At 45.3% G+C, this 26,568-nt stretch carries 27 protein-coding genes and 1 other annotated feature; of the genes, 3 read left to right on the forward strand and 24 right to left on the reverse strand.

Annotated elements, in window-relative coordinates; translation table 11 throughout:
- Positions 1 to 11 precede the first annotated feature (11 nt).
- From NX903_RS13705 to NX903_RS13770, 14 genes are all read right to left on the reverse strand, one after another.
- On the reverse strand, positions 12 to 380 hold the full coding sequence (locus NX903_RS13705; RefSeq protein ID WP_225510034.1) for a VOC family protein: 369 nt from the start codon (positions 378 to 380) through the stop codon (positions 12 to 14).
- A complete protein-coding gene (locus tag NX903_RS13710; RefSeq protein WP_080262655.1) occupies positions 295 to 483 on the reverse strand; it encodes a hypothetical protein in 189 nt (62 codons plus the stop codon). Before NX903_RS13710 ends, NX903_RS13705 begins: the two co-directional genes overlap by 86 nt.
- A complete protein-coding gene (gene cstA, locus NX903_RS13715; RefSeq protein ID WP_046381260.1) occupies positions 426 to 2,222 on the reverse strand; it encodes a carbon starvation protein CstA in 1,797 nt (598 codons plus the stop codon). The genes NX903_RS13710 and cstA overlap by 58 nt, the downstream gene beginning before the upstream one ends.
- A gap of 151 nt (positions 2,223 to 2,373) precedes the next feature.
- A complete protein-coding gene (gene abfA / locus NX903_RS13720) occupies positions 2,374 to 3,876 on the reverse strand; it encodes an alpha-L-arabinofuranosidase AbfA (protein WP_086344179.1) in 1,503 nt (500 codons plus the stop codon).
- 18 nt (positions 3,877 to 3,894) lie between these two features.
- Positions 3,895 to 4,740, reverse strand: coding sequence for an arabinose ABC transporter permease AraQ (gene araQ / locus NX903_RS13725; RefSeq protein ID WP_014480513.1), 846 nt, complete (start codon positions 4,738 to 4,740; stop codon positions 3,895 to 3,897).
- Complete coding sequence (locus tag NX903_RS13730; protein ID WP_003229507.1) at positions 4,741 to 5,682, reverse strand: carbohydrate ABC transporter permease; 942 nt, start codon at positions 5,680 to 5,682, stop codon at positions 4,741 to 4,743. It lies immediately after the preceding gene.
- A gap of 35 nt (positions 5,683 to 5,717) precedes the next feature.
- Positions 5,718 to 7,019 (reverse strand): ABC transporter substrate-binding protein, encoded by a 1,302-nt coding sequence (locus NX903_RS13735; protein WP_086344180.1) that lies wholly within the window; start codon positions 7,017 to 7,019, stop codon positions 5,718 to 5,720.
- Positions 7,020 to 7,049: 30 nt separating this feature from the next.
- Entirely contained in the window at positions 7,050 to 8,234 is a 1,185-nt protein-coding gene (gene egsA, locus NX903_RS13740; RefSeq protein ID WP_086344181.1) for a sn-glycerol-1-phosphate dehydrogenase, read from the reverse strand.
- Positions 8,231 to 9,049 (reverse strand): sugar-phosphatase AraL, encoded by an 819-nt coding sequence (araL, locus tag NX903_RS13745; protein ID WP_072557130.1) that lies wholly within the window; start codon positions 9,047 to 9,049, stop codon positions 8,231 to 8,233. Before araL ends, egsA begins: the two co-directional genes overlap by 4 nt.
- Entirely contained in the window at positions 9,027 to 9,716 is a 690-nt protein-coding gene (gene araD / locus NX903_RS13750; RefSeq protein ID WP_086344182.1) for an L-ribulose-5-phosphate 4-epimerase, read from the reverse strand. Before araD ends, araL begins: the two co-directional genes overlap by 23 nt.
- A gap of 16 nt (positions 9,717 to 9,732) precedes the next feature.
- Positions 9,733 to 11,415: a ribulokinase gene (gene araB, locus NX903_RS13755; RefSeq protein ID WP_064670921.1), complete on the reverse strand. Its 1,683-nt coding sequence runs from the start codon at positions 11,413 to 11,415 to the stop codon at positions 9,733 to 9,735.
- A 13-nt stretch (positions 11,416 to 11,428) separates the two neighbouring features.
- Positions 11,429 to 12,919, reverse strand: a complete 1,491-nt coding sequence (gene araA / locus NX903_RS13760) for an L-arabinose isomerase (RefSeq protein ID WP_086344183.1) — start codon at positions 12,917 to 12,919, stop codon at positions 11,429 to 11,431.
- A 177-nt stretch (positions 12,920 to 13,096) separates the two neighbouring features.
- Positions 13,097 to 14,068, reverse strand: a complete 972-nt coding sequence (gene abnA / locus NX903_RS13765) for an arabinan endo-1,5-alpha-L-arabinosidase AbnA (protein WP_086344184.1) — start codon at positions 14,066 to 14,068, stop codon at positions 13,097 to 13,099.
- A gap of 196 nt (positions 14,069 to 14,264) precedes the next feature.
- Positions 14,265 to 15,350 (reverse strand): M42 family metallopeptidase, encoded by a 1,086-nt coding sequence (locus NX903_RS13770; RefSeq protein ID WP_086344185.1) that lies wholly within the window; start codon positions 15,348 to 15,350, stop codon positions 14,265 to 14,267.
- 183 nt (positions 15,351 to 15,533) lie between these two features.
- On the opposite strand from NX903_RS13770, the gene ysdB reads away from it, so the two are divergent.
- Positions 15,534 to 15,926, forward strand: a complete 393-nt coding sequence (gene ysdB / locus NX903_RS13775; RefSeq protein ID WP_003229493.1) for a sigma W pathway protein YsdB — start codon at positions 15,534 to 15,536, stop codon at positions 15,924 to 15,926.
- Positions 15,927 to 15,941: 15 nt separating this feature from the next.
- Here ysdB and NX903_RS13780 read toward each other — a convergent pair whose 3' ends face one another.
- Genes NX903_RS13780 through infC form a run of 4 tightly spaced genes read right to left on the reverse strand, consistent with a single transcriptional unit; the run spans position 15,942 to position 17,393 of the window.
- Positions 15,942 to 16,211 carry a DUF1294 domain-containing protein gene (locus NX903_RS13780; RefSeq protein WP_003229490.1) on the reverse strand — a complete coding sequence of 90 codons (270 nt, stop codon included), beginning with the start codon at positions 16,209 to 16,211 and terminating at the stop codon, positions 15,942 to 15,944.
- 56 nt (positions 16,212 to 16,267) lie between these two features.
- Positions 16,268 to 16,627 carry a 50S ribosomal protein L20 gene (gene rplT, locus NX903_RS13785; RefSeq protein ID WP_003222420.1) on the reverse strand — a complete coding sequence of 120 codons (360 nt, stop codon included), beginning with the start codon at positions 16,625 to 16,627 and terminating at the stop codon, positions 16,268 to 16,270.
- Positions 16,628 to 16,658: 31 nt separating this feature from the next.
- Positions 16,659 to 16,859: a 50S ribosomal protein L35 gene (gene rpmI / locus NX903_RS13790; protein ID WP_003222418.1), complete on the reverse strand. Its 201-nt coding sequence runs from the start codon at positions 16,857 to 16,859 to the stop codon at positions 16,659 to 16,661.
- 12 nt (positions 16,860 to 16,871) lie between these two features.
- Positions 16,872 to 17,393: a translation initiation factor IF-3 gene (infC, locus tag NX903_RS13795; protein WP_010886591.1), complete on the reverse strand. Its 522-nt coding sequence runs from the start codon at positions 17,391 to 17,393 to the stop codon at positions 16,872 to 16,874.
- 58 nt (positions 17,394 to 17,451) lie between these two features.
- Positions 17,452 to 17,582: a sequence feature (ribosomal protein L20 leader region), on the reverse strand.
- A gap of 255 nt (positions 17,583 to 17,837) precedes the next feature.
- On the opposite strand from infC, the gene NX903_RS13800 reads away from it, so the two are divergent.
- Entirely contained in the window at positions 17,838 to 18,536 is a 699-nt protein-coding gene (locus NX903_RS13800; RefSeq protein ID WP_144486735.1) for a hypothetical protein, read from the forward strand.
- Positions 18,537 to 18,567: 31 nt separating this feature from the next.
- Here the strand turns inward: NX903_RS13800 and lrgB are convergent, their stop codons facing one another.
- The 4 genes from lrgB to lytS all read right to left on the reverse strand — a co-directional run bounded on the left by lrgB (position 18,568) and on the right by lytS (position 22,343).
- A complete protein-coding gene (gene lrgB, locus NX903_RS13805; RefSeq protein WP_003229482.1) occupies positions 18,568 to 19,263 on the reverse strand; it encodes an antiholin-like protein LrgB in 696 nt (231 codons plus the stop codon).
- A 21-nt stretch (positions 19,264 to 19,284) separates the two neighbouring features.
- Entirely contained in the window at positions 19,285 to 19,725 is a 441-nt protein-coding gene (gene lrgA / locus NX903_RS13810) for an antiholin-like murein hydrolase modulator LrgA (RefSeq protein ID WP_014477620.1), read from the reverse strand.
- 133 nt (positions 19,726 to 19,858) lie between these two features.
- Positions 19,859 to 20,584 (reverse strand): two-component system response regulator LytT, encoded by a 726-nt coding sequence (gene lytT / locus NX903_RS13815; protein WP_086344187.1) that lies wholly within the window; start codon positions 20,582 to 20,584, stop codon positions 19,859 to 19,861.
- Positions 20,562 to 22,343, reverse strand: coding sequence for a two-component system sensor histidine kinase LytS (lytS, locus tag NX903_RS13820; RefSeq protein WP_015251492.1), 1,782 nt, complete (start codon positions 22,341 to 22,343; stop codon positions 20,562 to 20,564). Before lytS ends, lytT begins: the two co-directional genes overlap by 23 nt.
- A 166-nt stretch (positions 22,344 to 22,509) precedes the next feature.
- Between lytS and NX903_RS13825 the strand changes: the two genes are divergently transcribed.
- A complete protein-coding gene (locus tag NX903_RS13825) occupies positions 22,510 to 23,292 on the forward strand; it encodes an HAD family hydrolase (protein WP_015251491.1) in 783 nt (260 codons plus the stop codon).
- A 40-nt stretch (positions 23,293 to 23,332) separates the two neighbouring features.
- On the opposite strand, the gene thrS is transcribed toward NX903_RS13825, so the two are convergent.
- Together thrS and ytxC are read right to left on the reverse strand one after the other, a co-directional pair.
- Positions 23,333 to 25,264, reverse strand: coding sequence for a threonine--tRNA ligase (thrS, locus tag NX903_RS13830; RefSeq protein ID WP_014480529.1), 1,932 nt, complete (start codon positions 25,262 to 25,264; stop codon positions 23,333 to 23,335).
- Between the two features lie 395 nt (positions 25,265 to 25,659).
- A complete protein-coding gene (ytxC, locus tag NX903_RS13835) occupies positions 25,660 to 26,505 on the reverse strand; it encodes a putative sporulation protein YtxC (RefSeq protein ID WP_041351315.1) in 846 nt (281 codons plus the stop codon).
- Between the last annotated feature and the right edge of the window lie 63 nt (positions 26,506 to 26,568).

The raw sequence follows: 26,568 nt of genomic DNA on the forward strand, positions 1-26,568 counted from the left end.
GCTTTTGTGCGTTATTCCATCGGACTGCAAATTTCGATATAATGTCCATCCGGATCAGCGATATAGGCGACCGTCTGCCCCCATGGTTTCACTTTCGGCTCCCCGATAATCGATACGCCTTGTTCTCTCATCCTTTTGATGACCGCTTCTACATTTTCAGTAACAAACCCGATTTCAAATGTGTTTGAAGCAGATGTATCCGGAATGTCCAGCGCCGTGATGTCTCTGGCGCTTTCCCGCGTATTAAGCGCCAATATCGTAGACCCTGTATCAAATTCGACATACGTGCCGTGTTCAGCACGAATCGGCAGTCCTAAAATATCCCGGTAAAAATGAATAGCCCGCTTGCTGTCCGATACGTATAGAATAAGATATTTCATTGATAGATTCATTGCCAACCCCCCTCAGCATTTTCAATAGTCCTTCTAGCCCGGTATAGATGCTTCCATCCTTAAGCTCGGATCTTTCCACATCTGCGCCCATTTTTTCACAGCCGCCACAATAATGATGAAGCCTAACACCAGCATGATGATAGATAATACGCCATTCAATACACTATATCCTGCTGCTTCAGGATTGAGATACACATTGCGCACCATCCAATAGCCCGCATAATTGACAGTGACATATAAATAGGCAAGCGGGATAAGGCAAGTCAGAATGTACCGGCGTTTATCAGCGATTTTCAGCACGATGGTCGCTCCGATAATCAGCCCCACTGAAGCCATCAGCTGATTAGAAACGCCGAACAGCGCCCAAATGGAACCGATATCTCCTGAATACAGCAAGTACCCCCACATCAAACAGGCAAGCGCGCTGGCAAATATAGAGCCCGGAATCCAGTCTGTTTTCTTCAGCGGTTTATACACCTCCCCGAAGAAATCCTGGATCAAATAACGGGCGACACGTGTGCCGGCGTCAATCGCTGTTAAAATAAAGACCGCTTCAAACATAATGACAAATTGGAAAAAGTATGAGGCCAAATGGCTGAAAAACGGCATTCCGGTAAAAATATAAGTCATCCCCACCGCAAGCGTAACGGCTCCCCCTGTTCTTCCTTCTAAGTCCAAACCGATTTCCCTGCTCAATTCAGGCAAATGTACGACATTCATGCCAAGCGTACGGAAAACCTCAGGCGTGCTGTTAATCGCAAAGTAATCAGCAGGCTGTAAAGCGGTCGCTGCAATCAGCGCCATGATGCCGACAAGACACTCAACAAGCATTGCGCCAAACGCAACCGGCTTCATATCACTCCATTTATTCAGCATTTTCGGTGTTGTTCCTGAGCCGACAAAGGCATGGAACCCAGAGATCGCCCCGCAGGCGATGGTTATTGAGATGAACGGCCAGACAGGTCCTGCCAGCACCGGCCCGCCGCCTTTTACGAATTCTGTAAACGCAGGAAACGGAATAGACGGATTGACGACAAACACACCAACAATCAAAGCGATAAAAACACCGATTTTCATAAAGCTGCTTAAATAATCACGCGGAGCCAGAAGCAGCCAAACGGGAAGCGCAGCCGCAAAAAACGCGTAAACAGGGAGCGCGATTGCAAGCGTTTTCGTATCTAGCGTTAAAAAGTCACCGAGCGCGGTAGTCTGTACCCATGGACCAATAAAGACTCCTGCCATTAAAAAGAGAAAGCCGACCGTTGAAGCGAGCTTTAAATTTCCCGTTTTCTTATAAAATAAGCCCACACCCATCGCAATCGGAATCGTAATCCCTACCGCAAATGTTCCCCATGGATTACGTTCAAGCGCATGCAAGACAACCATCGACAGGCCCGCCATTGTGATCGTGATGATAAACAGCATGGACAGACCTGTACAAAATCCTGCAACAGGGCCAAGCTCATCCTTCGCCACTTCCGACAGCGATTTTCCGTTTTTGCGCATCGATGCAAACAACACCACAATATCATGGACGGCTCCCCCAATTACCGCCCCGATTAACAGCCACAATAATCCCGGCAAATAGCCAAACTGCGCCGCCAGAATTGGTCCGACCAGCGGTCCGGCCGCTGCGATCGCGGCAAAATGGTGGCCGAACGAAACCCATTTATTTGTAGGCACATAGTCTTTCCCATCCTCAAGCACGTGAGCAGGTGTCGGCTTGTCATCATTTACTTTGAGAACCTTCACCATCATAAATGTTCCGTATAAACGATAGGCAATAGCCAAAATACACATTGACGCTATCACAATTGTAACCGCATTCATTTTCTCCCATCCCCTTTGCTGTTTTTCATAAATATATCATAATTTCATGGTGAAAAGCGGTCATTTTTTCCTATACAAAAAGCCGGCTTGAACGGGCCGGCTCGTGGCAGTTGAAAGACAAGCCGGAGAGAAATCTCCGGCTTCGCTTCTCTTATGACTCTTTTTTCAGGCGTATCACATTCCAGGAAAGCGGCGTGAAATGAGCAGTTAAGCCATTTTCGCTGACAGACGATGATCCGTTGGAATGCGGAACGACATTTTTTCTGTTATGCTGGTTTGTCGCTTTGATATCCTGATGCTCAAGTACGATGTGCTCTGCGATTTGGTAGGATTCAAAGCCTCTGAGCGAAATCTCCGTCTCCATCTGATCCTCAGCCTTGTTTACCGCAAAAATAGTGAGTGTTTCTTCCTCTTCAGAGTACACAACAGCAGCATCAACATATGGCACATCAGTGAAATCAGAACAATCGTACTTAGGAGAGGAAATAAGCGGTTTCAGTGACTCGCCCCTTCCGTAAACAGAAGCATGCATGTATGGATAGAAAATCGGCTGTCTCCATGCTTCTCCGCCTTTTTCCGTCATGATCGGCGCGATGACATTGACAAGCTGTGCAAGACACGCAATTTTCACACGGTCTGCGTGCTGCAGCATCGTAATGAGCAGAGAGCCGACTAATAAGGCATCTTCAAAATTGTAAATATCCTCTAAAATCGGACGCGCAGTGATCCACGGCTCGACTTTTTTATCAGCCTCATTTGAGTGGTACCAGACGTTCCATTCATCCAGAGAAAGATTAATTGTTTTCTTGCTGCGTGTTTTTGCTTTTACATAGTCACAGGTCGCAGCGACTGATTTGATAAAATGATCCAAATCCATAGAACGTGCCAAGTAGTTTGGCAGATTGTTATCCCGGTTTCCGTAGTAGGTGTGAAGAGAGATATAGTCGACATGCTCATACGTATGCTCCAGCACCTTCGCTTCCCAATCGATAAAGGTCGGCATGCCGCTGTTTGAGCTGCCGCAGGCAACGAGTTCAATTGATGGGTCAACCCACTTCATGACCTTTGCTGTCTCTGCGGCAAGCCGTCCGTATTCATCAGCTGTTTTGTGGCCGATCTGCCACGGTCCATCCATTTCGTTTCCTAAGCACCATGTTTTGATGCCATACGGCTGTTCATAGCCATGCGATCTTCTTAAATCACTCCAGTAAGAGCCTTTCGGGTGGTTGCAGTATTCAACGAGATTACGGGCGGCATCTATGCCTCTTGTGCCGAGGTTGACGGCCATATTGACCTCAGTGTTCACCTTTTTGGCCCAAGATAAAAATTCATTTGTTCCCACTTCATTGGTTTCTGTCGTTTGCCATGCCAAGTCAAGCCGTCTCGGGCGGTTTTCGACTGGTCCGACACCGTCCTCCCAGTTGTATCCGGATAAAAAGTTTCCGCCCGGATAGCGGATGATGGGAACCTGTAATTCTTTGATCAGCGACTGAACATCTTTTCTAAACCCATCTTCATCCGCTTCAGGGTGATCAGGCTCGTATATGCCTTCATATACCGCACGACCCATATGTTCGATAAACGAGCCATAAATCCGTTTATCTACTTCACCGATTTTATATTCTTTGTCTACAATCATTCGCGCTTTTTTCATCACACGTTTCCTCCTTCATTAACCTTTGACTCCCCCTACCGTCAGGCCGGAGATAAAGTACTTTTGGAAAAACAAGAAAATGATAATCACCGGCAAAATCGCAAATACTGAGCCGGATATAAGCATGTCGTAATTATTTCCATAAGGGCTCAGCAAGCTGGACAGCCCTATTGGAAGCGTAAACATTTCTTTCGACCGAAGCACAATCAGCGGCCACAAGAAGTTGTTCCAGCTGTTTAAGGACTGAAGGATAATCATCGCACCGAAAGCCGGTTTCATCAGCGGTGCCATAATCCTGAAAAAGATGCCGAATTCCGTACAGCCGTCCATCCTTGCAGAGTCCAGCAGATCTCTTGGAAGGCCAAGAGCATATTGCCTAAAAAAGAAAACGGCAACAGGTGAAACGATAAACGGCAATATGACACCTGTATATGAATCGATCAAGTGCAGTCCGACGGTAAGCTTAAACAGAGGAAGCATCATCACTTCCAGCGGAACCATCATGATAATCAGCACAAGAACAAAGATGATATTTCTGCCCTTAAAATCATAAACCGCAAGCCCGTACCCGATCATCGAAGAAAAAAACAGGGTGAGCATGGTTGTGAAAAGCCCAAGTACAAGACTGTTAAAAAACCATTTGAAATAAATGCTTCCGCCGTTAAACAGAAATGTATAATTATCAAGACTCATTACTTTAGGATCAATGTCGAGATTGAGCCCCACACGCAAAAGCTCAGATGACGGCTTTAATGATCCTAAAAGCAAACAGAAAATCGGAAAAAGATACAATAGGCTCAGCATAATAAAAAACAGGGTTAGTGCGATTCTGTAAACGCTGAACTGAGGACTGTGCCGCAACATTTATCCCTCCCCCTTAAACGAGCCTGACAGCTTTAATGAAATCAGGCTGACAACAAGGATCACAATCAAAAGCACGATGCCGATGGCTGCTCCGTACCCCATTTCGTTGTAGGCAAGTCCCTGCTGATACAAATATCCGACAAGCGTCAGACCAATATTACCCGGGGAATTATTCTGCCAAAGGACGTAGCTTTCCTCAAACATCCTGAAGCCGCCGATAATGCTGATGGTCAGCACATATACGGTTACAGGCTTGAGAAACGGCAGCGTGATGTGCAGAAATTTTTTCATTGTATTCGCGCCGTCTATATCAGCGGCTTCGTACAGCTCTTTCGGCACATTTTGCAAACCGGCTAAAAAGTAAAGGATGTTGATTCCCATCCATCTCCATGAAGCAAGCAGCACCATCAAAAACATGCCGGTATGTTCATTGTTCATCCAGTTCTGAGGTGAAAAGCCGAGTTTGAGTAGGATGGAATTGGCCAGAGACGTTTCCATTTCTCCGAAGATCAGCCGAAAAATGATCCCCGCGACAATGGTGGAGGTCAATGCCGGGATGAATAGTGCTGATTTAAATATATTTCTAAATTTGACCAGCTTTGAATTCAGGAATATGGCCAGAAGCAATGGGACAGGAATCAGCACGATTAGCGTCCAAAAGGTGTATTCCAGCGTATTCCAAAGGGCGGTATAGAACGTCGGGTTGTTTAGCGCTGTATAATTAGACAATCCGACAAAGGACACCTCTCCCGGCAAAATTCTTTGGAAGCTCATGATGAAGACACTAATGATGGGGTATAGAAAAAATACGAGAAAGGATAAAACGAATGGCGCTGTAAACAGATAGGGCGCCGCTTTTTTTGAATAAAATAGATCTCGCCAGCCTGATTGTTTCGCAGCTGAAGGAACGGGATGAACCGTTCCTGTTTTCACAGGTTTCATGAGAACCTCCCCGCTTTCACTTTTTGAATGGGATTCTATTTCTGTTTCAGTTCACCTGCCGCTCTGTCCAAGGCTTGTTTAGGCGTTTTTTGCTGAGATTTAAGTGCGTCGAACAACACGCTTCTGTTGACAAGGTCTGAAGCCTTGGCAAAATCCTCATGTAAATAAATCGGATTGATTTCATCCTTGATATCGAGCAGCACGGAAAAAATGCCTGTTCCGTTTTGGAAGTAATCCGTGTATTTGTTTTTCTCTTTCAATTCCTTGGAGCTCCAGACATCCCAGCGAAGCGGGTCAAACCCAAGTACGCTCCAGAGCTTTTTGTTTCCTTCTTTAGAGCCCTTCGCAAAGGCTAAAAACTCTGTTGCTAACTCAACATGCTTGGCTTGCTTCGGCACAACGGTTGCCGTACCGCCCAAACCTGCCGAGCGGTCGCCTCCCTCTTTCCATGCCGGGAGCGGCCTGATGGCAATCTTCCCTTTCAGATCAGGCATATAGTCGATAAATCTTCCCATATACCAAATCGGCATGAGGACTGAAGCAGCTCCTCCTTGGTTCATAAAGCCGTAGTATTCTTCACTGTGATGCCCGCCGCCCGGCGCAGGAATCATCGTTTTATCATTGATTATGTCTTTTAAATATTGAAGTGTTTTTACGTTGGTGTCATTATTGAGGATCAGCTTGCCGTTTTTATCAAAATAGCCTGAGTTTTGCTGTGAAATCATAGATAAGAACGTTCCGGAATCATTTGTTTCCACCGTTCCCATCGGCTTCCCGGTCACTTTGCGCACTTTCTGTCCGGCTTTATGGTAATCATCCCATGTTTTAATATCGTCAGGATTGACGCCGGCTTTCTTCATAACATCCATGTTATAAAACATGACTGTTGTTCCTACATGCGTATCGAGTCCGTAAAGCTTGCCGTTTTTGCTGTACAGGGTCAGCCGCGCCTCAACGAATTTATCACGGTCCTTTTCAATCAGCGGAGTCAAGTCGGCAAGCGGTATGTCAGAGCCCTTCAAAAAGTTTGAAAAACGGGCCAATTCGACATCGGCAATATCAGGGACGCCTTCTCCTGCAATTAAGGAGATAGACAAGTTATCGTGCATTTGTCCATACGGATAAACGACCGTATTCAGCTTAATTTTGCGGTCAGGATATTTTTCATTCCATTCCTTCACCATTTCTATATAGAACTGCTCATGAAGTCCGTTAAATGTCCAAAAGGTCAGCTCGGTTTCACCCGACTTCCCGGATGATCTTTCTGCTGAACACCCAGCAATGACTAATGTCAGCAGCATCATGAGCACAAGAAAACAGACAGTCATTTTTTTCATCTGCGTTACCCCTTCCATTCGAGGTGCGGGCTATTCATATAGACCATGGTTGATCAGTGTTTTGTTTTCATTAATGATTCTTAATCCGGTGCAGCGGTCTCTTAAGGTATGCGCGTGTCTGAAGGCATTCTTGACAGAATCCTGCCCGACACCGATTTCGTCAAAATACGCAGGGCCTCCGGCTGATCTCAGCCAATCAGCCAGCACTTCTCCTTCCGGGAGAGTTTGATAAGCCGATTGGATGGCTTGCCGCCGGCTCGGTGAAAATTCGTTGAGCCCGTCATCCTTAGCGAGCTTTCTGTATGTGTCAGTTAATAAAACAGCTGCACAGCCCACCTTTGCCCCATGAAGAATCTGTGGCCGTTTTTTCTCCATTAATTCCATCTCAATCCAATGTGAAATATGATGCTCTCCGCCTGATGCCGGGCGGGAATGATCTAATGCCAGCATGACAAGCCCCGATACAAGTAAAGACTCCATCAAAACCCGTATGCCTGTTTCCGTTTTCATCGCAATGTCTTCTGTGTGTTCAATGCAGGCAGCAAGCGCCTCCTGAACAATCTTAGCTCCTGCTGGCGAATAAGGCTCGCCGGCAAGATGCCGGGATATTTCCCAATCTGCTAAAGACGTTATTTTACCGAGCATGTCACCAAATCCAGCCGCCACCATTGACTGCGGTGCCGCTTTTAATAGATCCAGATCAGCGAACAGTGCAGACGGGGCCTTCGTTTGAATGGTTGTTTTCGTACCGTATAAAATAATCGGCGCCCCTGCTGATGTAAAACCGTCTACAGATGGAGCAGTCGGATAAGAAATAAACGGCAAATCTCTTTGAAACGCTGCAAAGCGGACGATATCATGAATCGTGCCCGAACCGACTGCGATCATGACATCCGTTGGTTGTTTCGTATGGATCAGCACATGAATGAGCGATCGTTCATCAGCTGTCACATCTCCGGCTTCATTTTCTGGAATGATCAGGCACTCGGCCTGAAATCCTTCTTGATTCAGCTGATTTTCCAGATCAATTCCTGCAATGCGGTGTGTATTCGCGTCGCAGACAAGGACAATATGTTTATTGTTTTTTCGTTTTACATAATCCAAAAGCGAATCAGCTGCTTGTTTACCGAGAACAATTTCTTCAACTTTTATAGGCAACGTCTTTTCTCCGGCGTGTTCAAAAGCACGCTGAACGTCAGCTGCGATACGATTCATATCAGAATCCCCTCCTCAGCCAATTTGGTTACATCCTTAACAGAATCCAGCACATAATCCGGCGTGTACAAACGCTGTTCGCCCTGTTTCGCAGAACCAGTTAGCACTAAGGCGCTTTTCATGCCATAAAGCTTCCCCATCGCAATGTCAGATTCAATGCTGTCTCCTATAATCATGCATTCATGTGCGGACAGCCCCATTGCTGTACAGGCAGCCTCCGCCATCAGCCATGACGGCTTTCCGACAACAAGTTCAGTCTTCGCTTGTGCGGAAGCCTCTATCGCCCCAATCATTCCGGCCACATCAATGGCATTTCCGTCTTCGTTCGGAAAAGAGCGGTCTTTGTTTGTAGCGATAATACGAGCGCCGCCGGCAGCCGCTTGAAAGGCTTGATTTAAATCTTCGTACGTGAGCGTTTCATGAAGGGAGATCACGAGCCAATCCGCTTCCTTCGGTTCGTTCGCGTTCTGCACACCGGCCAGCCTCAGCTCGTCAACCAAGCCTTGCTCCCCAAGCACCCATACCTTTGAAAAACGATAATGTTTTTTCAGAAAAGCCGCTGTCACGCTTGATGACAGAACAATGTCGTTTACGTCCGTTTCAATCCCCGCGCCAAGAAGTTTTTTTCTGCACATGGCACGGGAGATATTCCCCCGGTTGCTTAAAAAGACGATTTTCTTTCCCATTCTCCTAAGCGTTTTGATCGCTTCTCTTGCTCCTTCGATCAACTCATTTCCTCTGAATACAGTACCGTCCAAGTCAATCAGAATGCCGGCCGGTGACACAGGCGTATCATGACTGGCCATAATACGCATTTGCTCCGTGTTTTCGATAAAAATGCTTTTCATGCAGAACTGTATTGATTGGGGTTACATCCTTGTTCAGCATAATGGAGTGATAGGCCATTTCGGCAACCGTTTCTAATACAACTGCGTTATGAATGGCATTTAAGGCGTCAGTGCCCCAGCAGAACGGTCCGTGATTATTCACGAGCACACCCGGCACCTGTTCGTAGTTATGATGCTGAAAGGTTTCCGCTATGACTTTTCCTGTATTCAATTCGTACTCATGAATGATTTCTTCATCGTACATTTCTCTAGTACACGGAATCGCACTGTCAAAATAATCAGCATGAGTCGTGCCTAAAGGAGGAATGTCTCTGCCTGATTGCGCCCAGCTTGTCGCCCATTGAGAATGGGTATGAACTATTCCCCCGATATTCGGAAAAGCTTTATATAAATAAACATGGGTAGGTGTATCTGAAGAAGGCTTAAGCGAGCCTTCGACGACCTCTCCATCAAGGTTCAAAACAACCAAGTCATCTGCTGTCAAGTCGCTGTATTCGACTCCGCTAGGTTTGATGACAATTCTTTCTTTTTCACGGTCAATCCCGCTGACATTTCCCCACGTAAAGGTTACCAGCTGATGCTCTTGAAGCTTCAGGTTGGCAGCCAGCACTTCCTTTTTTAATGTTTCAAGCATGCTCCATCACCCTTTATCAATTCTTTTTGGCGGCAGATGAAAATTGAAGATTTTTGATCGTTTTCAGACGCTTCATGACATGGTTTTCTTTTCCGAAATAATGAACCAGCTCTTTATATTCAGCGTACAATTTTTCATAAACCGCGGCGTTTTCGGCATTTGGCGTATAAGTTATATCTTTCAGTTTTCCCATGTTCGCCGCTGCTTCTTTGATGTCATCGTATCCGCCTTTTTCTTTGCCTGCTGCAAGCGCGCCGAAAATGGCAGATCCTAAGGCTGGGGCTTGCGGTGAACCAGAGATTTTAATGTCCATGTTTGTCACATCCGCATAAATCTGCATGACAAACGGGTTTTTCTCAGCTATTCCGCCGGCTGCGAACAATTCCTCAATCGGAACACCGCTTTCTTTGAATGTTTCGATAATCATCCGGGTTCCGTAAGCTGTCGCTTCAACTAACGCTCTATAAATCTCTTCAGGCTTCGTCAGCAGTGTCATGCCAAGCAGCATCCCTGTTAAATCTGCATCAACAAGAGTTGAACGGTTTCCATTCCACCAATCTAAAGCAAGCAGGCCGCTTTCACCTGGCGCTTGATGGTTTGCTTTCTCACTCAGCAGCTCATGAACGCCAATGTTTTTTTCCTTTGCTTCCTTTTGATAAGCTGGCGGGACACATGTTTTCACAAACCAGTCAAAATGATCGCCGACACAGGACTGCCCGGCTTCATATCCCGCATAGCCCGGGAGAATTCCGTTGTCCACAACGCCGCACATACCTGGAACGATATGCACCTCTTCACCAAGAAGAACATGGCACGTTGAGGTTCCCATAATCATCAGCATTTTCCCTGGCTCTGTAATGCCGACCGCAGGTACGGAAACATGAGCGTCCACATTGGCAACCGCAACAGCCGTTCCCGGGAGAAGCCCTGTCAGCTTTGCCATTTTTTCAGTCAGACTGCCGGCTTTTTCTCCTACTGAATGAATAGAACCTGACAATTTGTCCTTTGTAATCGTTTTCATTGAAGGATTTAATTTCTCAAAGAAATCATCTGACGGATACCCCGCTTTTTCACTCCACATCGCTTTATACCCTGCAGTACAGTTGCTTCGCTTGAGCGAGCCGCACAGCTGGTACACGATCCAGTCCGCAGCCTCGATGATCCGGTCAGCCGCTTCATAGATGTGAGGCGCTTCCTCGGCAATTTGCATGACCTTTGGAATCATCCATTCTGATGAAATTTTTCCTCCGTACCGCTGTAAAAAAGCCTCTCCTTCTTCTTCCGCGATTTGATTGAGCCGATCAGCATGTTTTTGAGCCGCATGATGCTTCCAGAGCTTCACATAGCTGTGCGGCTCCTCTTCATATTCAGGCAGCATGCATAACGGCTGCCCGCTGCTGTCAATAGGAAGGATCGTACATGCCGTGAAATCAATTCCAATCCCGATAATGTCTTTCGGTTCAACGCCCGTCTGTTCGAGTAAAGACGGAATGGTTGTTTCCAAGACTTCGAGGTAATCAGCAGGGTGCTGCAGCGCCCAGTCACGCGGCAGCTTTTGACCCGTTTTTGGAAGGACGGTATCAATGACAGCATGCCTGTATTCTTTTACAGCAGCCGCAAGTTCCTCCCCTGTTTGGACATGAACGAGCACTGCTCTTCCTGATAAAGTTCCAAAATCAACCCCTATTGTGTAAGCCATGTGACATCCCCCTCTACTTTTGAAGCCGGTAAAGCGCCTCGTTCCATTTTAACTCGTGTTTCAGTTTATGAATTGTCGTATCACGGGAAATGAGAACACTTTCGATTCCCGCCATTTCCGCCCAATCAAGCATTTGCTCCGCTGTAAGTTCATAAGACAGGCAGGTATGGTGTGCACCGCCGGCTAAAATCCATGCCTCCGCTGCTGTTTTCAATGACGGCTCCGGCTTCCAGAGAACACGGGCAACCGGTAAATTCGGCATGTCTTTTTCAATTTCCTGGCCGTTGACTTCATTCAGCACAAGGCGGAAACGCCCGCCAATATCAACAATGCTAGCTTGAATGGCAGAACCGCTGATGCCGTTAAATACAAAACGCGCAGGGTCCTCTTTGCCGCCAATCGAAAGCGGATGAACCTCGATTTTCGGCTGATCCAAAGCGACAGTCGGACACACTTCAAGCATGTGAGAGCCCAGAATCATTTCATTTCCCGGTTCAAAATGGTACGTGTAATCTTCCATGAAGGAAGTTCTTTTTCCTTTAGCCATGATTTTCATCATCCGTACAAGGGCCGCTGTCTTCCAATCTCCTTCACCGGCAAACCCATAGCCTTTCTCCATCAGGCGCTGAACGGCAAGTCCCGGCAGTTGTTTCATTCCGTGCAGCACTTCAAACGATGTCGTAAACGCTGTGTATCCGCCTTGCTCAAGGAAAGCGGTTAAGCCAAGTTCAATTTTCGCCTGTTCTTTAATGGACGCTACCTTTGCTTCGTCACGTTTTGTTTCCTCACTGATCACATATAGTCTGTCATACTCGGCATAAAGCGTGTCAACCTCGTCGTCCGTAATGCGATCCATCACTTCAACGAGTTCCCCGATGCCATATCCGTCAACCTGCCAGCCAAATTGAATATGCGCTCCCACCTTGTCTCCGTCCGTTACCGCGACATGACGCATGTTATCTCCAAATCTGGCAACCTTAATATGTCTGCTTTCATTTAATGCAGCCGCCGTATCCATCCACTGGGACATTTCTTTTTTCACTTCTTCATCATCCCAATAGCCGGCAATGACTTTTCGGCTAAGCCCCATTCTCGAGTTGATGTAACCGTACTCTCGATCGCCATGCGCGGATTGGTTGCTGTTCATAAAATCCATGTCAATCGTACCCCACGGGATATCGCGATTATATTGGGTATGCAAATGCATAAGCGGTTTTTGATAAGAGGAAAGGCCTTCTATCCACATTTTTGCAGGGGAAAATGTGTGCATCCATGTAATGATGCCAGCACATGTCTCACTGTACTCCGCTTCTCTTAACAGCTCTCTAATGGTTTCCGGTGAAGTGACGACGGGCTTATGAGTGATTTTATATCTGGAAGAAACCCCGCTGAGCCCCTCACAAATGCTTTTAGCATGCTGATCTACCAGTTCCAGCGTCTCTTCCCCGTATAGGTGCTGGCTTCCTGTCACAAACCAGAATTCATAATCCTTTGTCTGAAGCATGTAAACTGCCCCTTTCTCATAAAATAAAACGCTTTCAAATATAAAAGATACGTACTAATGATAGAAAATAAACCTATAAATAAATATTTGTACGAACAATTTTATTATAGTAATTGACTATTATACTGTCAATCTTTTCTTTTAAAAAAAGCCGGGGGCAGAGCCCGGCTTTTTGATTCAATAGGACGGCCAGCCCGAGCTCCAATTCAAATCATTGATGAGAAGCTTCGGAATGCCATTGTCATTGGCATCATAGGCATGGCGAACAAGAATGTTTCCGTTCACAATATCCTGGCCTCCAGGTCCTTTCCATTGGTCATTGCCCGAATCCAAAATAGTGCCTCCGCCTTCAAGCATGCTTTTTCCGCTTTTATCAAGATAAGGGCCTGTAATGTTTTTGGATCTTCCGTAAGCAATTTTGTACGTACTGTTTACCCCGTCACAGCATTTATCAAATGAAACCATTAAATAGTAATATCCATTTTGATACGTAAGAGTAGGAGCTTCTAAGGCACCTCCATTATTCGGTCTAGCTGCAATCGAATAGAGCGAGCCTGTAGGCTTCATCGTACTCTTATCGAGCTTAGTCAGCTTAATGCCGCTCCAAAACGAGCCGAATGCAAGCCACGGGTTGCCATCCTTGTCGAATGTCAGCTCCGGATCAATGGCGTTATAATTATTTGAGCTTGTCGAACGAATCACCAAGCCCTCGTCCTTCCAGCTCCCCGAACTGATGCTTGTTGAAGATGCCAGGCCAATGGCAGATGTATTGCTTCCAAAAGAAGAAACGGAATAATACAGCCAGTACTTGCCGTTATAGTATTGGATGTCCGGCGCCCACTGGTTTTGACCATAATTCGGCACATAATTGGACCACCACGATAGCGGTGTAGTGAAAATGGATTTTTGTACGGTCCAATTTTTAGCGTCTGTAGACTTCAAAACCCGCAGTCCCCGTTCTTCAGTAAGCCCTGTTCCGAGCGCATACCATGAGCTCCCCTCTTTAATCATAGTCGGGTCATGAAGCAGCTCATTGGATGCACCCCAAAATGCTGCCTCTGCGGGAGCAGCAGAAGTGAATATCAAACCTGCAGCCAGAGCTGCACTCGAAAAGTGTAAGAAGCGTTTCCATGTTTTTTTCTTTTTCAATTTTGTTCAACCTCCTTTATTTCAGAAAGCGCTTACAAATTAGATTATTTATCCTCCCTTCCTGTCAAATCGACTGCGTATCGTATATCGTCATGTTCAGGAAATTTTCGGTATCCCCTTTATTGTAGTCACTATGCTGTAATTTGTACAGACAAAAAAATAGAATCCACCTCAACAGGCGGATTCTTCCGTATCTTTATTGGTACGTAATTTCGTCAACCGTTTTTCGGTCTAACTTCTTAATGACTTCTGTAATTAACTTTACCGCGTTTTCATAATCATCACGATGCAGCATGGCCGCGTGCGTATGAATGTAGCGGGTTGCAATGGTAATGGACAGCGCAGGAACGCCATTTGCCGTCAAATGGATGGCACCCGAATCAGTTCCGCCGCCGGCAATGGCATCAAATTGGTACGGAATGCCGGCTTCCTCCGCAGTGGCTACAACTGCATCGCGCAAACCTTTGTGAGAGACCATGGATGCATCGTAAACGATAATCTGCGGGCCTTTGCCCATTTTGCTCTGCGCTTCCTTCTCGGAAATGCCAGGCGTGTCTCCTGCTATTCCTACATCAACACCAAACGCAATATCAGGCTGAATGGTGTGCGCAGCCGTTTTCGCTCCCCTCAGGCCGACTTCCTCCTGCACGGTTCCGACGCCATACACTATATTTGGATGGTCTGTGTTTTGTAAGTTTCTTAACACATCAATTGCAATCGCACAGCCGATGCGGTTGTCCCAGGCCTTTGCGAGTAGGAATTTTTCATTGTTCATGACCGTAAACTCAAAATGCGGAACGATCATATCTCCCGGGAGTACCCCCCACTCCAAGGCTTCTTCCCGGCTTGAAGCTCCAATATCAATAAACATGTCTTTTATTTCCACTGATTTTTTTCTTGCTTCAGGAGACAAAATATGAGGCGGCTTAGATCCGATAACCCCTGTGATTTCTCCTTTTTTTGTGACAATGGTGACGCGCTGGGCAAGCATAACCTGAGCCCACCATCCGCCAACGGTTTGAAAACGGATAAAGCCTTTATCTGTGATTTGTGTCACCATAAAGCCGACTTCATCCAAATGTCCGGCGATCATAATTATCGGGCCATTTTCTGCACCAGTTTTTTTGGCAATTAAACTGCCCAGGCGATCTGTTGTCACCTCATCAGCAAATGGTTCTATGTATGATTTCATCACTTGCCTTACTTCTCTTTCATTGCCGGGTATGCCTTTTGCATCTGTTAAATCTTTCAGCATGGTCAATGTTTCATCTAATTTTGCCATGTTCCAAACCCTCCTTCATCAGTCCTGCATTCTTATTATACAAAACATGGCGCGAACCATACGACTATTTCACTTGAAAATCGGGTATATGTTTTTACAGCTTTCTTTTAGAAAAAGTGAAACCTTTTTCTATGCTTTTCGTATTACATCAGATCATCACCATAAGGGAGGTGCCTTCACACAATGTTTGTCATGGTTCTAAGGATTATTTTGCTTGCACTTTTTGCTTATTGTATTTATGCCGTGGTCAAATATGTCGCGAATCCTAAGAGAAGGCTTAAGCTGGCCCAATCAAAAGAACATTTTTATATTATTGATGAACAAAACAATACCCGGAAGAATTTTCAGCTGACGTATAAAGGCGTGCTTTTTGAGGGAGAAAAGCATATTCCTTCCAAGGATCATCCGCTGTTTATTCACACGATCTTTGTCTGGACAGAATCTCCTGAGAAGCTGAAACATTTCTCTGCAAAAGATTTTGAGAACATTGAAGAAAAAGTGCTGGAACGATATCCAAATTGTAAGATTGACTGGGACCAGCCCATTAAACTCGCAAAAAAAGCAGAAGAGCGTTAAACGCTTTTCTGCTTTTTATAAATCAAACGGGCTGTAGTAAATAGCGATGAGAATCGCTTCAATTACCAGAAGAAGCGGTACTCCATACTTAAAAGAAGCGTGTTTCGTTTTATGTCTGAAGGTTTGCATGCCAAGCCAGACACCGAGCGCTCCAAACACGATGGCTATCAGCCACAGCCGGTCTTCAGAAATTCTCCACTTGTGCTGCTGCGCTTTGCGTTTGTCAATGCCCATCACCCAAAAACCGCACAGATTAATCAACACCAAATAAGCAGCAATAATCATGTTGCCTCATCCTTTATATAGAAAAAGCCGCTCTGCTGGAGAGCGGCTCTATATGATTACTTGTTTAATTGAGCTTTAGCAGCATCAGCAAGCTGATTGAATGCAGTAAGATCGTTTACAGCAAGATCAGCAAGCATTTTACGGTTTACTTCGATACCAGAAAGCTTAAGACCGTGCATTAAACGGCTGTAAGAAAGGCCGTTCATGCGAGCAGCTGCGTTAATACGAGTGATCCAAAGTTTACGGAAATCACGTTTTTTCTGACGACGGTCACGGAAAGCATAGTTTCCAGATTTCATGACCTGCTGGTTAGCTACTTTGTATAATGTATGTTTTGAACCGAAATAACCTTTTGCTAATTTAAGAACCTTTTTACGACGCTTACGTGTAACAGTTCCGCCTTTTACTCTTGGCATTGAATTTCCCTCCTAATTGTTCCTTATCCGATTACTTGATGTTAGCAAGCATTTGTTTGATACGTTTGAAGTCTCCTGCGCTTACAACAGCACTCTTGCGAAGCTTACGCTTTTGCTTTTGAGATTTGTTGGCGAATAAGTGACTTGTGTACGCGTGAGAACGTTTTAACTTCCCAGAACCTGTCTTTTTAAAACGTTTAGCAGATCCGCGGTGAGTTTTCATTTTTGGCATGGGATTTCCTCCTTATTGCTTTTCGTTTTTCGGTGCGAGCATTAAGAACATGCTGCGGCCGTCCATTTTTGGTTTTGTTTCGACTGTCGCAACCTCAGCACATGCTTCGGAGAAACGGTCTAATACACGCTGACCGATTTCTTTATGAGTGATTGCGCGTCCTTTAAAGCGGATAGAAGCTTTCACTTTATCGCCTTTTTCAAGGAATTTAATCGCATTGCGCAATTTCGTGTTAAAGTCATGCTCATCGATTGTCGGACTTAACCGAACTTCTTTTAAGTTAATGATTTTTTGATTCTTGCGTGCTTCTTTTTCCTTTTTCTGCTGCTCAAATCGGAACTTACCGTAGTCCATGATTCGGCAGACAGGCGGTTTTGCATTCGCTGCAACTAACACAAGGTCAAGATTTGCGCGGCCGGCGATTTCAAGTGCTTCCTGACGGGACTTGATTCCAAGCTGGTCGCCATTTTGTCCGATTAAACGGACCTCACGTGCACGGATACCCTCATTAACCAATTGATCTTTGCTAATAATGAGCCACCTCCATAGTTTCTTCGAATTGATTCACAACTCATTTTGAATGCATTTTGCAGGCAAACAAAAAGTGTGGGCATTATAAAACACCCACACTACGAACATCTGTATCAATAAAAATGTACGGTCAACCTGCCAACTACATGCATGTGTCAATCAGGTGAGAAGCGGGTGCTTCTGCTTGTGATTTATATTCAATTCAATAACTATTCTACACAATACCGGATCTTTAGTCAAGGACGACTTATCCGGAACAACTTTTTCATTGTAACATGGGTTTTCTATGAGCGCAAGAGAGAAAAAGAAAATCTTTCAGCCTAACCAAGATGCAAAGAACCAACAATTCCCCCTTATTACGCAATTTACAACAAAACCACCGACAGGAAGAAATGTAAAATAAAGTTAATCTCTGACCGATATAAGAAGCAGAAGGGAGCCTGACACATGAACAAACTGATACAGCTTGCTTTATTTTTCACATTGATATTAACCGGTTGCTCGAATAGCAGCACATCTTCCGAATCAAAAGTCGAAACCACTGTTAAGACAACTGCAGCATTTCCTCAAAAGGAGCTGGAGAAAGAGCTAAAAAAACTAAAGCCCGTTTCATTGGACATGAAGTTCGAGAGTCCACTCGCTACTGAGTTAGGAAAGCGGAAGGCAAAAGAGGAAGCTGAAAAGCAAAGACAAATCGCCGCTGAGAAAAAGCTTGAAAAAGAGCGGGAGGCGAAACGAAAGAAACAGCAGGAGGAAAAAGCGGAGAGACAGCGATTAGCAGAGCAGCAGGCTGCAGAGAGACAGCGATTAGCAGAGCAGCAGGCTGCAGAGAGACAGCGATTAGCCGAAGCGGAAAGACAAGCTGAACTTGAAAGACAGCGGCAGGCAGCAATCCAAAAAGAGCAGAAAGCGAACGCTGAGAAAAAGCGGCAATCACAGGCACAACGGCAGCAGACTGAGGCACCCTCATCTAATAGTCAAGATCCACCATCTTCCTCGAGTCAGACAGATAAAACCATTCAACAGCCAGCTTCAGAGCTTCCTGATGACGATGGTTATGGTTATGAAGAACGAAAAAAGTGGCATGACGATCAAGTAGAATGGGGCATTAAACAAGGGTATATCGATCCCGAAGACGCACCATAAAATAAAAAAAGCCAAGGCATTCAGCCTTGGCTTATCCTCCGATCAGCTGCACGAACACAGGGATGACCAGAACCGTTACCACTCCTACTACGACAACAGCAATACTTGCCATCGCAGCTTCAACTTCTCCCATCTCAATCCCGACCGCTACACCAAGTGCATGTCCGGATGTTCCAAGAGCCAATCCTTTAGAAATCGGATTTTTCACTTTAAACACCTTCAAGAACAATGCTCCGAGCGCATATACGATGACAGCGTTAAAGATGACCGCAAAGGCTGTGATGTCGCTGATGCCCCCGATGCCTTTTGATAAAGGAAGCGCAATTGCCGTTGTAGCCGCCTGCGGAAGCATGCTTTTCATTACGGCCGAATCGAGATGAATGCCTTTAGCGAGCAAATAAACAATCGTGACAGAGCAGATAGAGCCGGCAATAATGGAGGCCATGATTTGCCACCAGTACTTTTTAAGCTTATCTCTTTGTTTGTACAAAGGAATTGCAAATGCGATCGTTGCCGGTTCAAGGAAAAACTTAATGATCTCTCCCCCGTTATTATAATCCGCGTAGGAAAAACCGCCGATTTTTAAAAATGCGATCCCCAGTACCATGGCAACAAACAAAGGAGTGAAAAGGAAGAAGCCTTTCGTTTTCTTAAATAAAAAGGTGCCGATGCCGAATGCAGCAAGTGATACGACAATCCCAAAATAAGGACTCATTGTGCTTTCCATGTGAAGAACCTCCTGTTTCCCTTAATGGTGAACGAGTTCGTTATTGTTCTGCGGGCTTTGCACTGTTTTTGTTTTCATGTCCGCTGCGGTTTTGCGTTTTCCGCTCAGCGAAAGAATCAGCTGAGAAAACAATCCCGTAGCCCCCAGCAAAATAATCGTTGCGAGCAGAATGACAAGAACAATTTGCAGGCCGTATTGCTGCATCACACCAAGCGAATTCATAACAGATATACCTGACGGAACAAATAAAAATCCGATCAGAGAGGTCAAAGACGTTCCGAGCGTCTCCACTTGTTCCAGTTTAATGACTTTCAAACATAATAGGAGAAATAATAAGACCAACCCTACAACCGATGCCGGGATAGGTATTGGGACAATAGCGGCAATCATATTTGAAACCAGCATAATGACGGCAAAAATAAATGCTTGTGTTAAAAACCCGTACACTTTTTTAGCACTCATTTTCTTCACCTCTTTCTCTTTGGTACCCCCATTATAAATAAGAATTCCCTGTTATAAAGCGCTTACAAGATAACATGCCGAATAGCGGGTCTGAGTTGCAGAATCAAATGGCTGAAATGCAAAAAGCCGCCCATCAAATATGGAGCAGCTTTTTCAATTCCTTCGCATATGTCCGGCTGACCGGTATTTTCGATCCGTCTTTCATGATCAAATTATACGTTGAATTAAACCATGGCTGAATTTCTTTAATATATTCGGTATTCACGACAAAGCTCCGATGGACGCGGATAAAATCAGAATCCGGCAGCTTTTTCTCAATCACAACGAGTGTATCGCTGACCGTATAAGAATGATCGAAGGTTTTTACATTGACATGACCATCTTCTGTTCCGGCATAGATAATGTCCTTCGTATCCACAATCACAATCGATTCCCCCACAGATAGCGCGAGCTTGTGCTGGCCGGCATGGCTGTTTTGCTCTGTTTCTACAATATCCCGATTGACTTTTTTATATTTTTTCAGCGTTTGCTGAATTCTTTCTTCATCGAATGGCTTGGTTAAATAATCAAGAGCATCCACCTCAAACGCTTTGAGTGCATACTGGTCATACGCTGTCGCAAACACAACAGCAGGAGGATGCTTCATTTTCTTCAATCGCTTTGCGATATCAAAACCGTTTTCTCCGGATAAATCAACGTCTAAAAACAGCAAATCAGGTTTTTGATCCATCATTTGGTCAAAAGCGCATTCGATATTTTCCGCTTCATTGATTTCCATTTCCTCATTGGTCCGCTTAAGCAAGTAAGCCAGTTCATCCCTTGCCAGCATCTCATCATCAACTATTAACACCCTGAGCATGTTCTTCTCCCTCTTTCATCTGTTGCATTGGCACTTGAAAGGAAACCTCTGTCCCTTTATGAACCTCACTGCTGATATGCAGTGCAGCCTGCTGTCCGAATAAACCGATCAGCCGCTGATTTAGGTTATAAAGCGCTGTACCGGTTCCCTCCTTAGACGGAAACGGTTTCTTCCCCAGTTCCGGCAAGACGTCCGGCGGAATTCCGCGTCCGTTATCCGCCACCTTCATATAGACGGATGCGTTATCAGATAAGACACAGACTGTAACCTTGCATATGTCTTGTTTTTTCGGAAACGCGTGCCGAAGCGCGTTCTCGACAAGCACCTGCAAAACAAACGGAGGGATTTCAATCTGCTCCAGTCTGCTGTCGATATTAAGCTCAATTTTATATTTCCCGGGAAAACGCGCCTGTTCTAATGACAAATAGGCGTTAAGATGGTTCAGCTCCTTTGAGAGCGGAATCAGCAGCTGTCTCGCTCCTTGAAGGTTTGAACGAAAATAAACACTGAGCTGCAATAGGAGCTTACGGGTTTTTTCAACATCTGTACGGCATAGCGCAGAAATCGTGTTGATCGCATTAAATAAAAAATGCGGATTCACCTGTGCTTGAAGCGCTTTAATTTCAGCATCCTTGAGAAGTTTGCTTTGCAGCTCTGCTTCCCCAAGCTCAAGCTGTGTCGAAAACAGCATGGCCAGCCCCTCGGCAAGTTCCTCCTCTACCTGACTCAGGCCTGCCGGGCTTTTAAAGTACATTTTTAAGGTGCCGATTGTATTGCCGTTCGATGTCAGCGGCAGGACAATTGCAGCGTGCAAAGGGCATTCAGCATGCGTGCATTCAATCTCTTCCTGCGAAATCGCCTTCATAATATGCCCTGTTTTAATCACCTTTTTGGACAGGCCGGTGATCAAGCTTTTCGATGGGATGTGGTGATCCATTCCCGCACCGACATGCGCAAGGATCTTTTCTTTGTCAGTGAGAGACACCGCATCTGTTCCTGTCAGCTTATGGATAATAGCCGCTACACTTTTACAGGAGTTTTCATTTAATCCTTGGCGAAAAAATGGAAGTGTCTGATCAGCAATCGTCAGCACTCGATGCGTTTCGAGAGCCCTTGCCTGTTCTTCCTTGCGAATGATCGCTTGAATAATAGACAGAAAAATAAAACTGCCTGTTCCATTGATGAGTATCATCGGAATTCCGATCATGCTGACAAGCTCCCAGGCGTCACTGAACGGCTTTGCCATCAGCAAAATAATGATCATTTGCAGTGACTCCATGCCGATTCCCACAAGAGCGGCGATGCGCGGTGTCGGCATTCGATATCGCTTCGTAAAATACCTGCCGATCAAGCCTGCAAGAACACCCGCTAAAATAGATGAGACGGCACAGCTTAAGGCCGTGCTGCCACCGAGTGAAAAACGATGCAGGCCCGCAAGTATGCCGATCCCAGCCCCTACAAAAGGACCTCCGAGAAGGCCCCCGATTTCCACGCCCAAAATACGGGTATTCGCGATAGAGCCCGATGGATCTATCGTAAACACCCAGTCATTGTTTACAATCATATTTCTTTGAATTTCGATGCCTGTATAATTGCTGATGATGCTGAAAAGAGAAAAAATAGAAATTAAAATCGCTTTTCCTTTATAGCCGTCCTGATTCTGAAGAGCTTGTCTGAAAAGTTTCGTATGGGCGAGAATGAACCCTAATATAACAATAATCCCCACTCTCTCCAGCATCATAATCATTAAATGAATCATTCATGTCACCTGTTCTTTCCGTTTTCATTCTAGCATGTTTTCGTTTTACGGCTGACTGTTTTTTTAAAATCGTCTGAAAACATATTTCACAAGGCTTTTATCTATTGTAAAATAAAACATGAGCCTTTTGGCAGAAAGATTTGAATCTGAAGCAGAGGAGAAGATCATGAAAGCCGTATTTTTTGATTTAGATGATACACTACTTTGGGACGAAAAAAGCGTCAGAACAACATTTGCAGAAACTTGCTTACAGGCGGAGAAAAAATATGGCCTTGCCCCTGAGGAATTCGAAGCAGCTGTTCGCGAAGCGGCGAGAGAATTGTACATGTCATATGAGACGTATCCATATACAGTGATGATCGGCATTAACCCGTTTGAAGGACTGTGGTCCAATTTCTCAGAGCCAATCAGTGAAGGCTTTCAAAAGCTGAACAAGATTGTGCCGGAGTACAGAAGAAATGCATGGACAAACGGACTGAAAGCGCTTGGGATCGATGATCCTGCATATGGCGAATACTTGGGAGAGTTTTTTGCGGCAGAGCGCAGAAAACGCCCTTTTGTATATGATGAAACTTTTGCTGTACTCGATCAATTAAAAGGCAAGTATGAATTATTGCTTTTGACAAATGGCGATCCGAGTCTGCAAAAGGAGAAGCTTGCCGGCGTGCCTGAGCTCGCTCCTTACTTCAATGAAATCGTCATCTCGGGCGCATTCGGCAAGGGCAAGCCGGATGTTTCAATTTTTGAACACTGCCTTAAGCTGATGAATATTGAAAAAGACGATGCCATCATGGTCGGCGATAATTTGAATACTGATATTTTAGGCGCTTCAAGAGCCGGAATCAAAACCGTTTGGATCAACCGGACGGATAAGAAAAACGAAACTGACGTAACGCCTGATTACATCATCAGCAGCCTTCATGATTTGTTTCCTATATTAGAGAAATAAAAAAAGCATGATCTCTTCAATGAGATCATGCTTTTTTATTTTATTTTTTCGCTTCAGCTACTGCCTTTTTCACAAACTCATCAAGTGAAATGGTTTCAGAGTTCTGTTCTCCGTATTTACGCACGTTTACCGCTCCGTTTTCTGCTTCTTGGTCACCGACCACCAGCATGTACGGGATTTTTTGCATTTGGGCTTCACGGATTTTGTAGCCGATTTTTTCATCGCGGCTGTCGACTTCAACACGCAGGCCTTCACGCTGCAGGCGTTCCTGCACTTTTTTCGCGTAGTCTAAATGCACAGCCGGAGAAACCGGGATGACTTGGAACTGAACCGGTGCAAGCCATGTCGGCAGCGCGCCTTTGTGTTCTTCGATTAAGAAGGCAACAAAGCGTTCCATTGTTGAAACGACACCTCTGTGAATGACAACCGGACGGTGCTGCTTGCCGTCCTCACCGATGTATGTCAGGTCGAAACGTTCCGGCAATAAGAAATCAAGCTGTACCGTAGACAGTGTTTCTTCTTTTCCGATCGCAGTTTTCACCTGAACATCAAGTTTAGGGCCGTAGAATGCCGCTTCACCTTCTGCTTCGTAATAGTCGTGGCCGATTTCGTCCATTGCCTCTTTCAGCATGGATTGCGCTTTGTTCCACATTTCATCGTCATCAAAATATTTCTCTGTATCTTCCGGATCGCGGTAAGACAGACGGAATGTGTAATCACTTAAACCGAAGTCTTCATATACATCCTGGATTAAACGGACTGTGCGGATAAACTCATCCTTAATTTGATCCGGGCGCACAAAGATGTGTGCATCATTTAACGTCATCCCACGTACGCGTTGAAGCCCTGACAGCGCACCTGACATTTCATAGCGGTGCATCGTTCCAAGCTCCGCAATACGAATCGGAAGCTCGCGGTAACTGTGAATGTCTTGTTTGTAAATCATCATATGGTGCGGGCAGTTCATCGGACGCAATACAAGTGTTTCATTGTCCATTTCCATCGGAGGGAACATGCCTTCCTGATAATGATCCCAGTGTCCTGATGTTTCATACAGCTCTTTGCTGCCTAGCACAGGTGTGTATACGTGCTCATAGCCGAGGCTGATTTCTTTATCGACAATGTAGCGCTCGATGACGCGGCGGATTGTCGCGCCTTTTGGCAGCCAAAGCGGCAGGCCTTGTCCGACTTTTTGAGAGTTCGCGAACAGCTTTAATTCTTTGCCGAGCTTTCTGTGGTCGCGTTCTTTCGCTTCTTCTAGCATACGAAGATGCTCTTCAAGATCAGCTTTTTTGAAGAAAGCTGTACCATATACGCGCTGAAGCATTTGGTTTTTGCTGTCACCGCGCCAGTATGCGCCAGCAAGGCTTAACAGCTTAAACTCTTTGATTTTTCCGGTTGAAGGAACATGGACGCCGCGGCACAGGTCAAAGAATTCGCCTTGCTCATAGATCGAAACGGTTTCTCCTTCAGGAATCGCATCCAATAGTTCAAGCTTCAGGTCGTCGCCGATTTCCGCAAAACGGGCTTTCGCTTCTTCACGGCTGACTTCTTTTCGAACGATCGGAAGGTTCGCATTAACGATTTTTTTCATTTCTTTCTCGATTTTCGGCAGATCCTCCGGTGTAATCGCTTCGTCCATTTCGACATCGTAGTAAAACCCGTTTTCGATAACCGGACCGACGCCGAATTTAACATCCTTGTAGATGCGTTTAATCGCTTGAGCCAGCAAGTGAGCCGTACTGTGGCGCATAATTTGAAGACCTTCTTCTGAGCCTTCTGTAATGATTTCCACTGTACCGTCTTCATTGATCGGCGTTCTCAAATCGATTTCTTTTCCGTTCAGTTTTCCGGCTAATGATTTTTTCTTTAATCCCGGACTGATGGATGCCGCGATATCTTCTGTTGTTGTTCCTTTCGCAAACTCCTTGACTGCTCCATCAGGAAATGTGATTTTTACCATATCTGACATCTTTGTCACTCCTTTTTTTGCATATAAAAACCCCGCCCCCTATGAAAGGGACGAGGTTGAATAAACGGAATCGTGGTTCCACCCTTTTTTCCGCAAAGCCAATACACGGCACCTGCGGCTCTTAGCTCTGTAACGGGAGTTCCCGTCAGCCATTACTGTTCCTTTTCAAGAGGTTCACAGCTGAAGTTCAAAGGCGGTAAAGCGAATGGTCCTTAGCTGGGAAGCTTGCAGCCAGGGCTTCCCTCTCTTTGAGCCGGTATCATTCCTTCGTGTCCTTATCAATACGTGTGTCTTTCTTAATCTCCTATGTATTATAAATTGTTCAATCCAAAAAATCAACACGATCGCGTTTCCTTTTTTAAACCGACAGCCTTATATAGACAGGCTGCCGGCCCTCACCCTTCCGAGTGCTTCACCGGTATTTCTGCATCTGTAAAAGCATGCAGCGGGAGCATTTCCACTCTCTCTTGAAATACGTTTTGAATGGTCCTTGCCATCATGTGCTCGGGCTGGTCGGTATAAAGCACGACTTCATCAGGCGCAATGGAAATCAGCGGCGCGAGCAAATGAGAATCAATATACATAGGATGATCCCGGACAAATCTCCTGTCTATGTATTTCATTTTTTCCCGTTCCGACACATAGCGCAGCTCCCATAATGTAAAGGAACCATCATGGACAATATGCACTTTTTTGATTCGCGGCTGTTTGGCGTTTACATAGTCTCTGAGTGTTTGAATAAAGTTTTGATATTCCTGTTCCATTTTATATTCATCAATCGCTGCTTCTGTAATATCTCTCAGCTGCTTATAGTATGATCCAAGTCGGAAGGTCTGAAAGGAGCGAATGTAAAATACTCCTTCCTCTAAACAGATCGTTTGGAGTTCATCCAAAATTGATTGTTTCCGTGAAAGCTTCAGCGGCTCAAACGGAAGATCGTCTGCTTCACCTTCAATAATACTGTGTGCGAGCTGAAGGATTTGCTGCTGTTCATCCTGATCCGTGAAACAATACGTTTCCTCAATCAATGACAGCATATGCTCGTCTTCTTTGCATTCCAAAAAAAATTTGACCAGAATCGGCTCCATAAAACGCTGAATAGGAAAAGCCGGATTCGCTTTTTCAATCCCGATTTTTCGTATGCCTTCACGGACAATGATATTGTTCCGATCGTCCGAATGCTGAATGAGATGTAAAAAAGCGGCTGCATCATGGTCATCTTCAAAGATTATTTCAAGCATGTTTGTCCCCCCTTACGGCATCTGTTACAAGTATATGGGGGATGTTTTTAAAATAGACGTAAA

This window comes from Bacillus sp. FSL R5-0576 (assembly GCF_038004765.1).
Lineage (GTDB): Bacteria > Bacillota > Bacilli > Bacillales > Bacillaceae > Bacillus > Bacillus subtilis.

Bases quoted from the DNA above. Each gene is read 5' to 3' on its own strand.
- NX903_RS13705 (WP_225510034.1), bottom strand. From the start codon at position 380: ATGAAATATCTTATTCTATACGTATCGGACAGCAAGCGGGCTATTCAT.
- NX903_RS13710 (WP_080262655.1), bottom strand. From the start codon at position 483: ATGGGCGCAGATGTGGAAAGATCCGAGCTTAAGGATGGAAGCATCTAT.
- cstA (WP_046381260.1), bottom strand. From the start codon at position 2,222: ATGAATGCGGTTACAATTGTGATAGCGTCAATGTGTATTTTGGCTATT.
- abfA (WP_086344179.1), bottom strand. From the start codon at position 3,876: ATGAAAAAAGCGCGAATGATTGTAGACAAAGAATATAAAATCGGTGAA.
- araQ (WP_014480513.1), bottom strand. From the start codon at position 4,740: ATGTTGCGGCACAGTCCTCAGTTCAGCGTTTACAGAATCGCACTAACC.
- NX903_RS13730 (WP_003229507.1), bottom strand. From the start codon at position 5,682: ATGAAACCTGTGAAAACAGGAACGGTTCATCCCGTTCCTTCAGCTGCG.
- NX903_RS13735 (WP_086344180.1), bottom strand. From the start codon at position 7,019: ATGAAAAAAATGACTGTCTGTTTTCTTGTGCTCATGATGCTGCTGACA.
- egsA (WP_086344181.1), bottom strand. From the start codon at position 8,234: ATGAATCGTATCGCAGCTGACGTTCAGCGTGCTTTTGAACACGCCGGA.
- araL (WP_072557130.1), bottom strand. From the start codon at position 9,049: ATGCGTATTATGGCCAGTCATGATACGCCTGTGTCACCGGCCGGCATT.
- araD (WP_086344182.1), bottom strand. From the start codon at position 9,716: ATGCTTGAAACATTAAAAAAGGAAGTGCTGGCTGCCAACCTGAAGCTT.
- araB (WP_064670921.1), bottom strand. From the start codon at position 11,415: ATGGCTTACACAATAGGGGTTGATTTTGGAACTTTATCAGGAAGAGCA.
- araA (WP_086344183.1), bottom strand. From the start codon at position 12,919: ATGCTTCAGACAAAGGATTATGAATTCTGGTTTGTGACAGGAAGCCAG.
- NX903_RS13770 (WP_086344185.1), bottom strand. From the start codon at position 15,350: ATGGCAAAATTAGATGAAACATTGACCATGCTGAAAGATTTAACAGAT.
- ysdB (WP_003229493.1), top strand. From the start codon at position 15,534: ATGTTTGTCATGGTTCTAAGGATTATTTTGCTTGCACTTTTTGCTTAT.
- NX903_RS13780 (WP_003229490.1), bottom strand. From the start codon at position 16,211: ATGATTATTGCTGCTTATTTGGTGTTGATTAATCTGTGCGGTTTTTGG.
- rplT (WP_003222420.1), bottom strand. From the start codon at position 16,627: ATGCCAAGAGTAAAAGGCGGAACTGTTACACGTAAGCGTCGTAAAAAG.
- rpmI (WP_003222418.1), bottom strand. From the start codon at position 16,859: ATGCCAAAAATGAAAACTCACCGCGGATCTGCTAAACGTTTTAAAAAG.
- NX903_RS13800 (WP_144486735.1), top strand. From the start codon at position 17,838: ATGAACAAACTGATACAGCTTGCTTTATTTTTCACATTGATATTAACC.
- lrgB (WP_003229482.1), bottom strand. From the start codon at position 19,263: ATGGAAAGCACAATGAGTCCTTATTTTGGGATTGTCGTATCACTTGCT.
- lrgA (WP_014477620.1), bottom strand. From the start codon at position 19,725: ATGAGTGCTAAAAAAGTGTACGGGTTTTTAACACAAGCATTTATTTTT.
- lytT (WP_086344187.1), bottom strand. From the start codon at position 20,584: ATGCTCAGGGTGTTAATAGTTGATGATGAGATGCTGGCAAGGGATGAA.
- lytS (WP_015251492.1), bottom strand. From the start codon at position 22,343: ATGATTCATTTAATGATTATGATGCTGGAGAGAGTGGGGATTATTGTT.
- NX903_RS13825 (WP_015251491.1), top strand. From the start codon at position 22,510: ATGAAAGCCGTATTTTTTGATTTAGATGATACACTACTTTGGGACGAA.
- thrS (WP_014480529.1), bottom strand. From the start codon at position 25,264: ATGTCAGATATGGTAAAAATCACATTTCCTGATGGAGCAGTCAAGGAG.
- ytxC (WP_041351315.1), bottom strand. From the start codon at position 26,505: ATGCTTGAAATAATCTTTGAAGATGACCATGATGCAGCCGCTTTTTTA.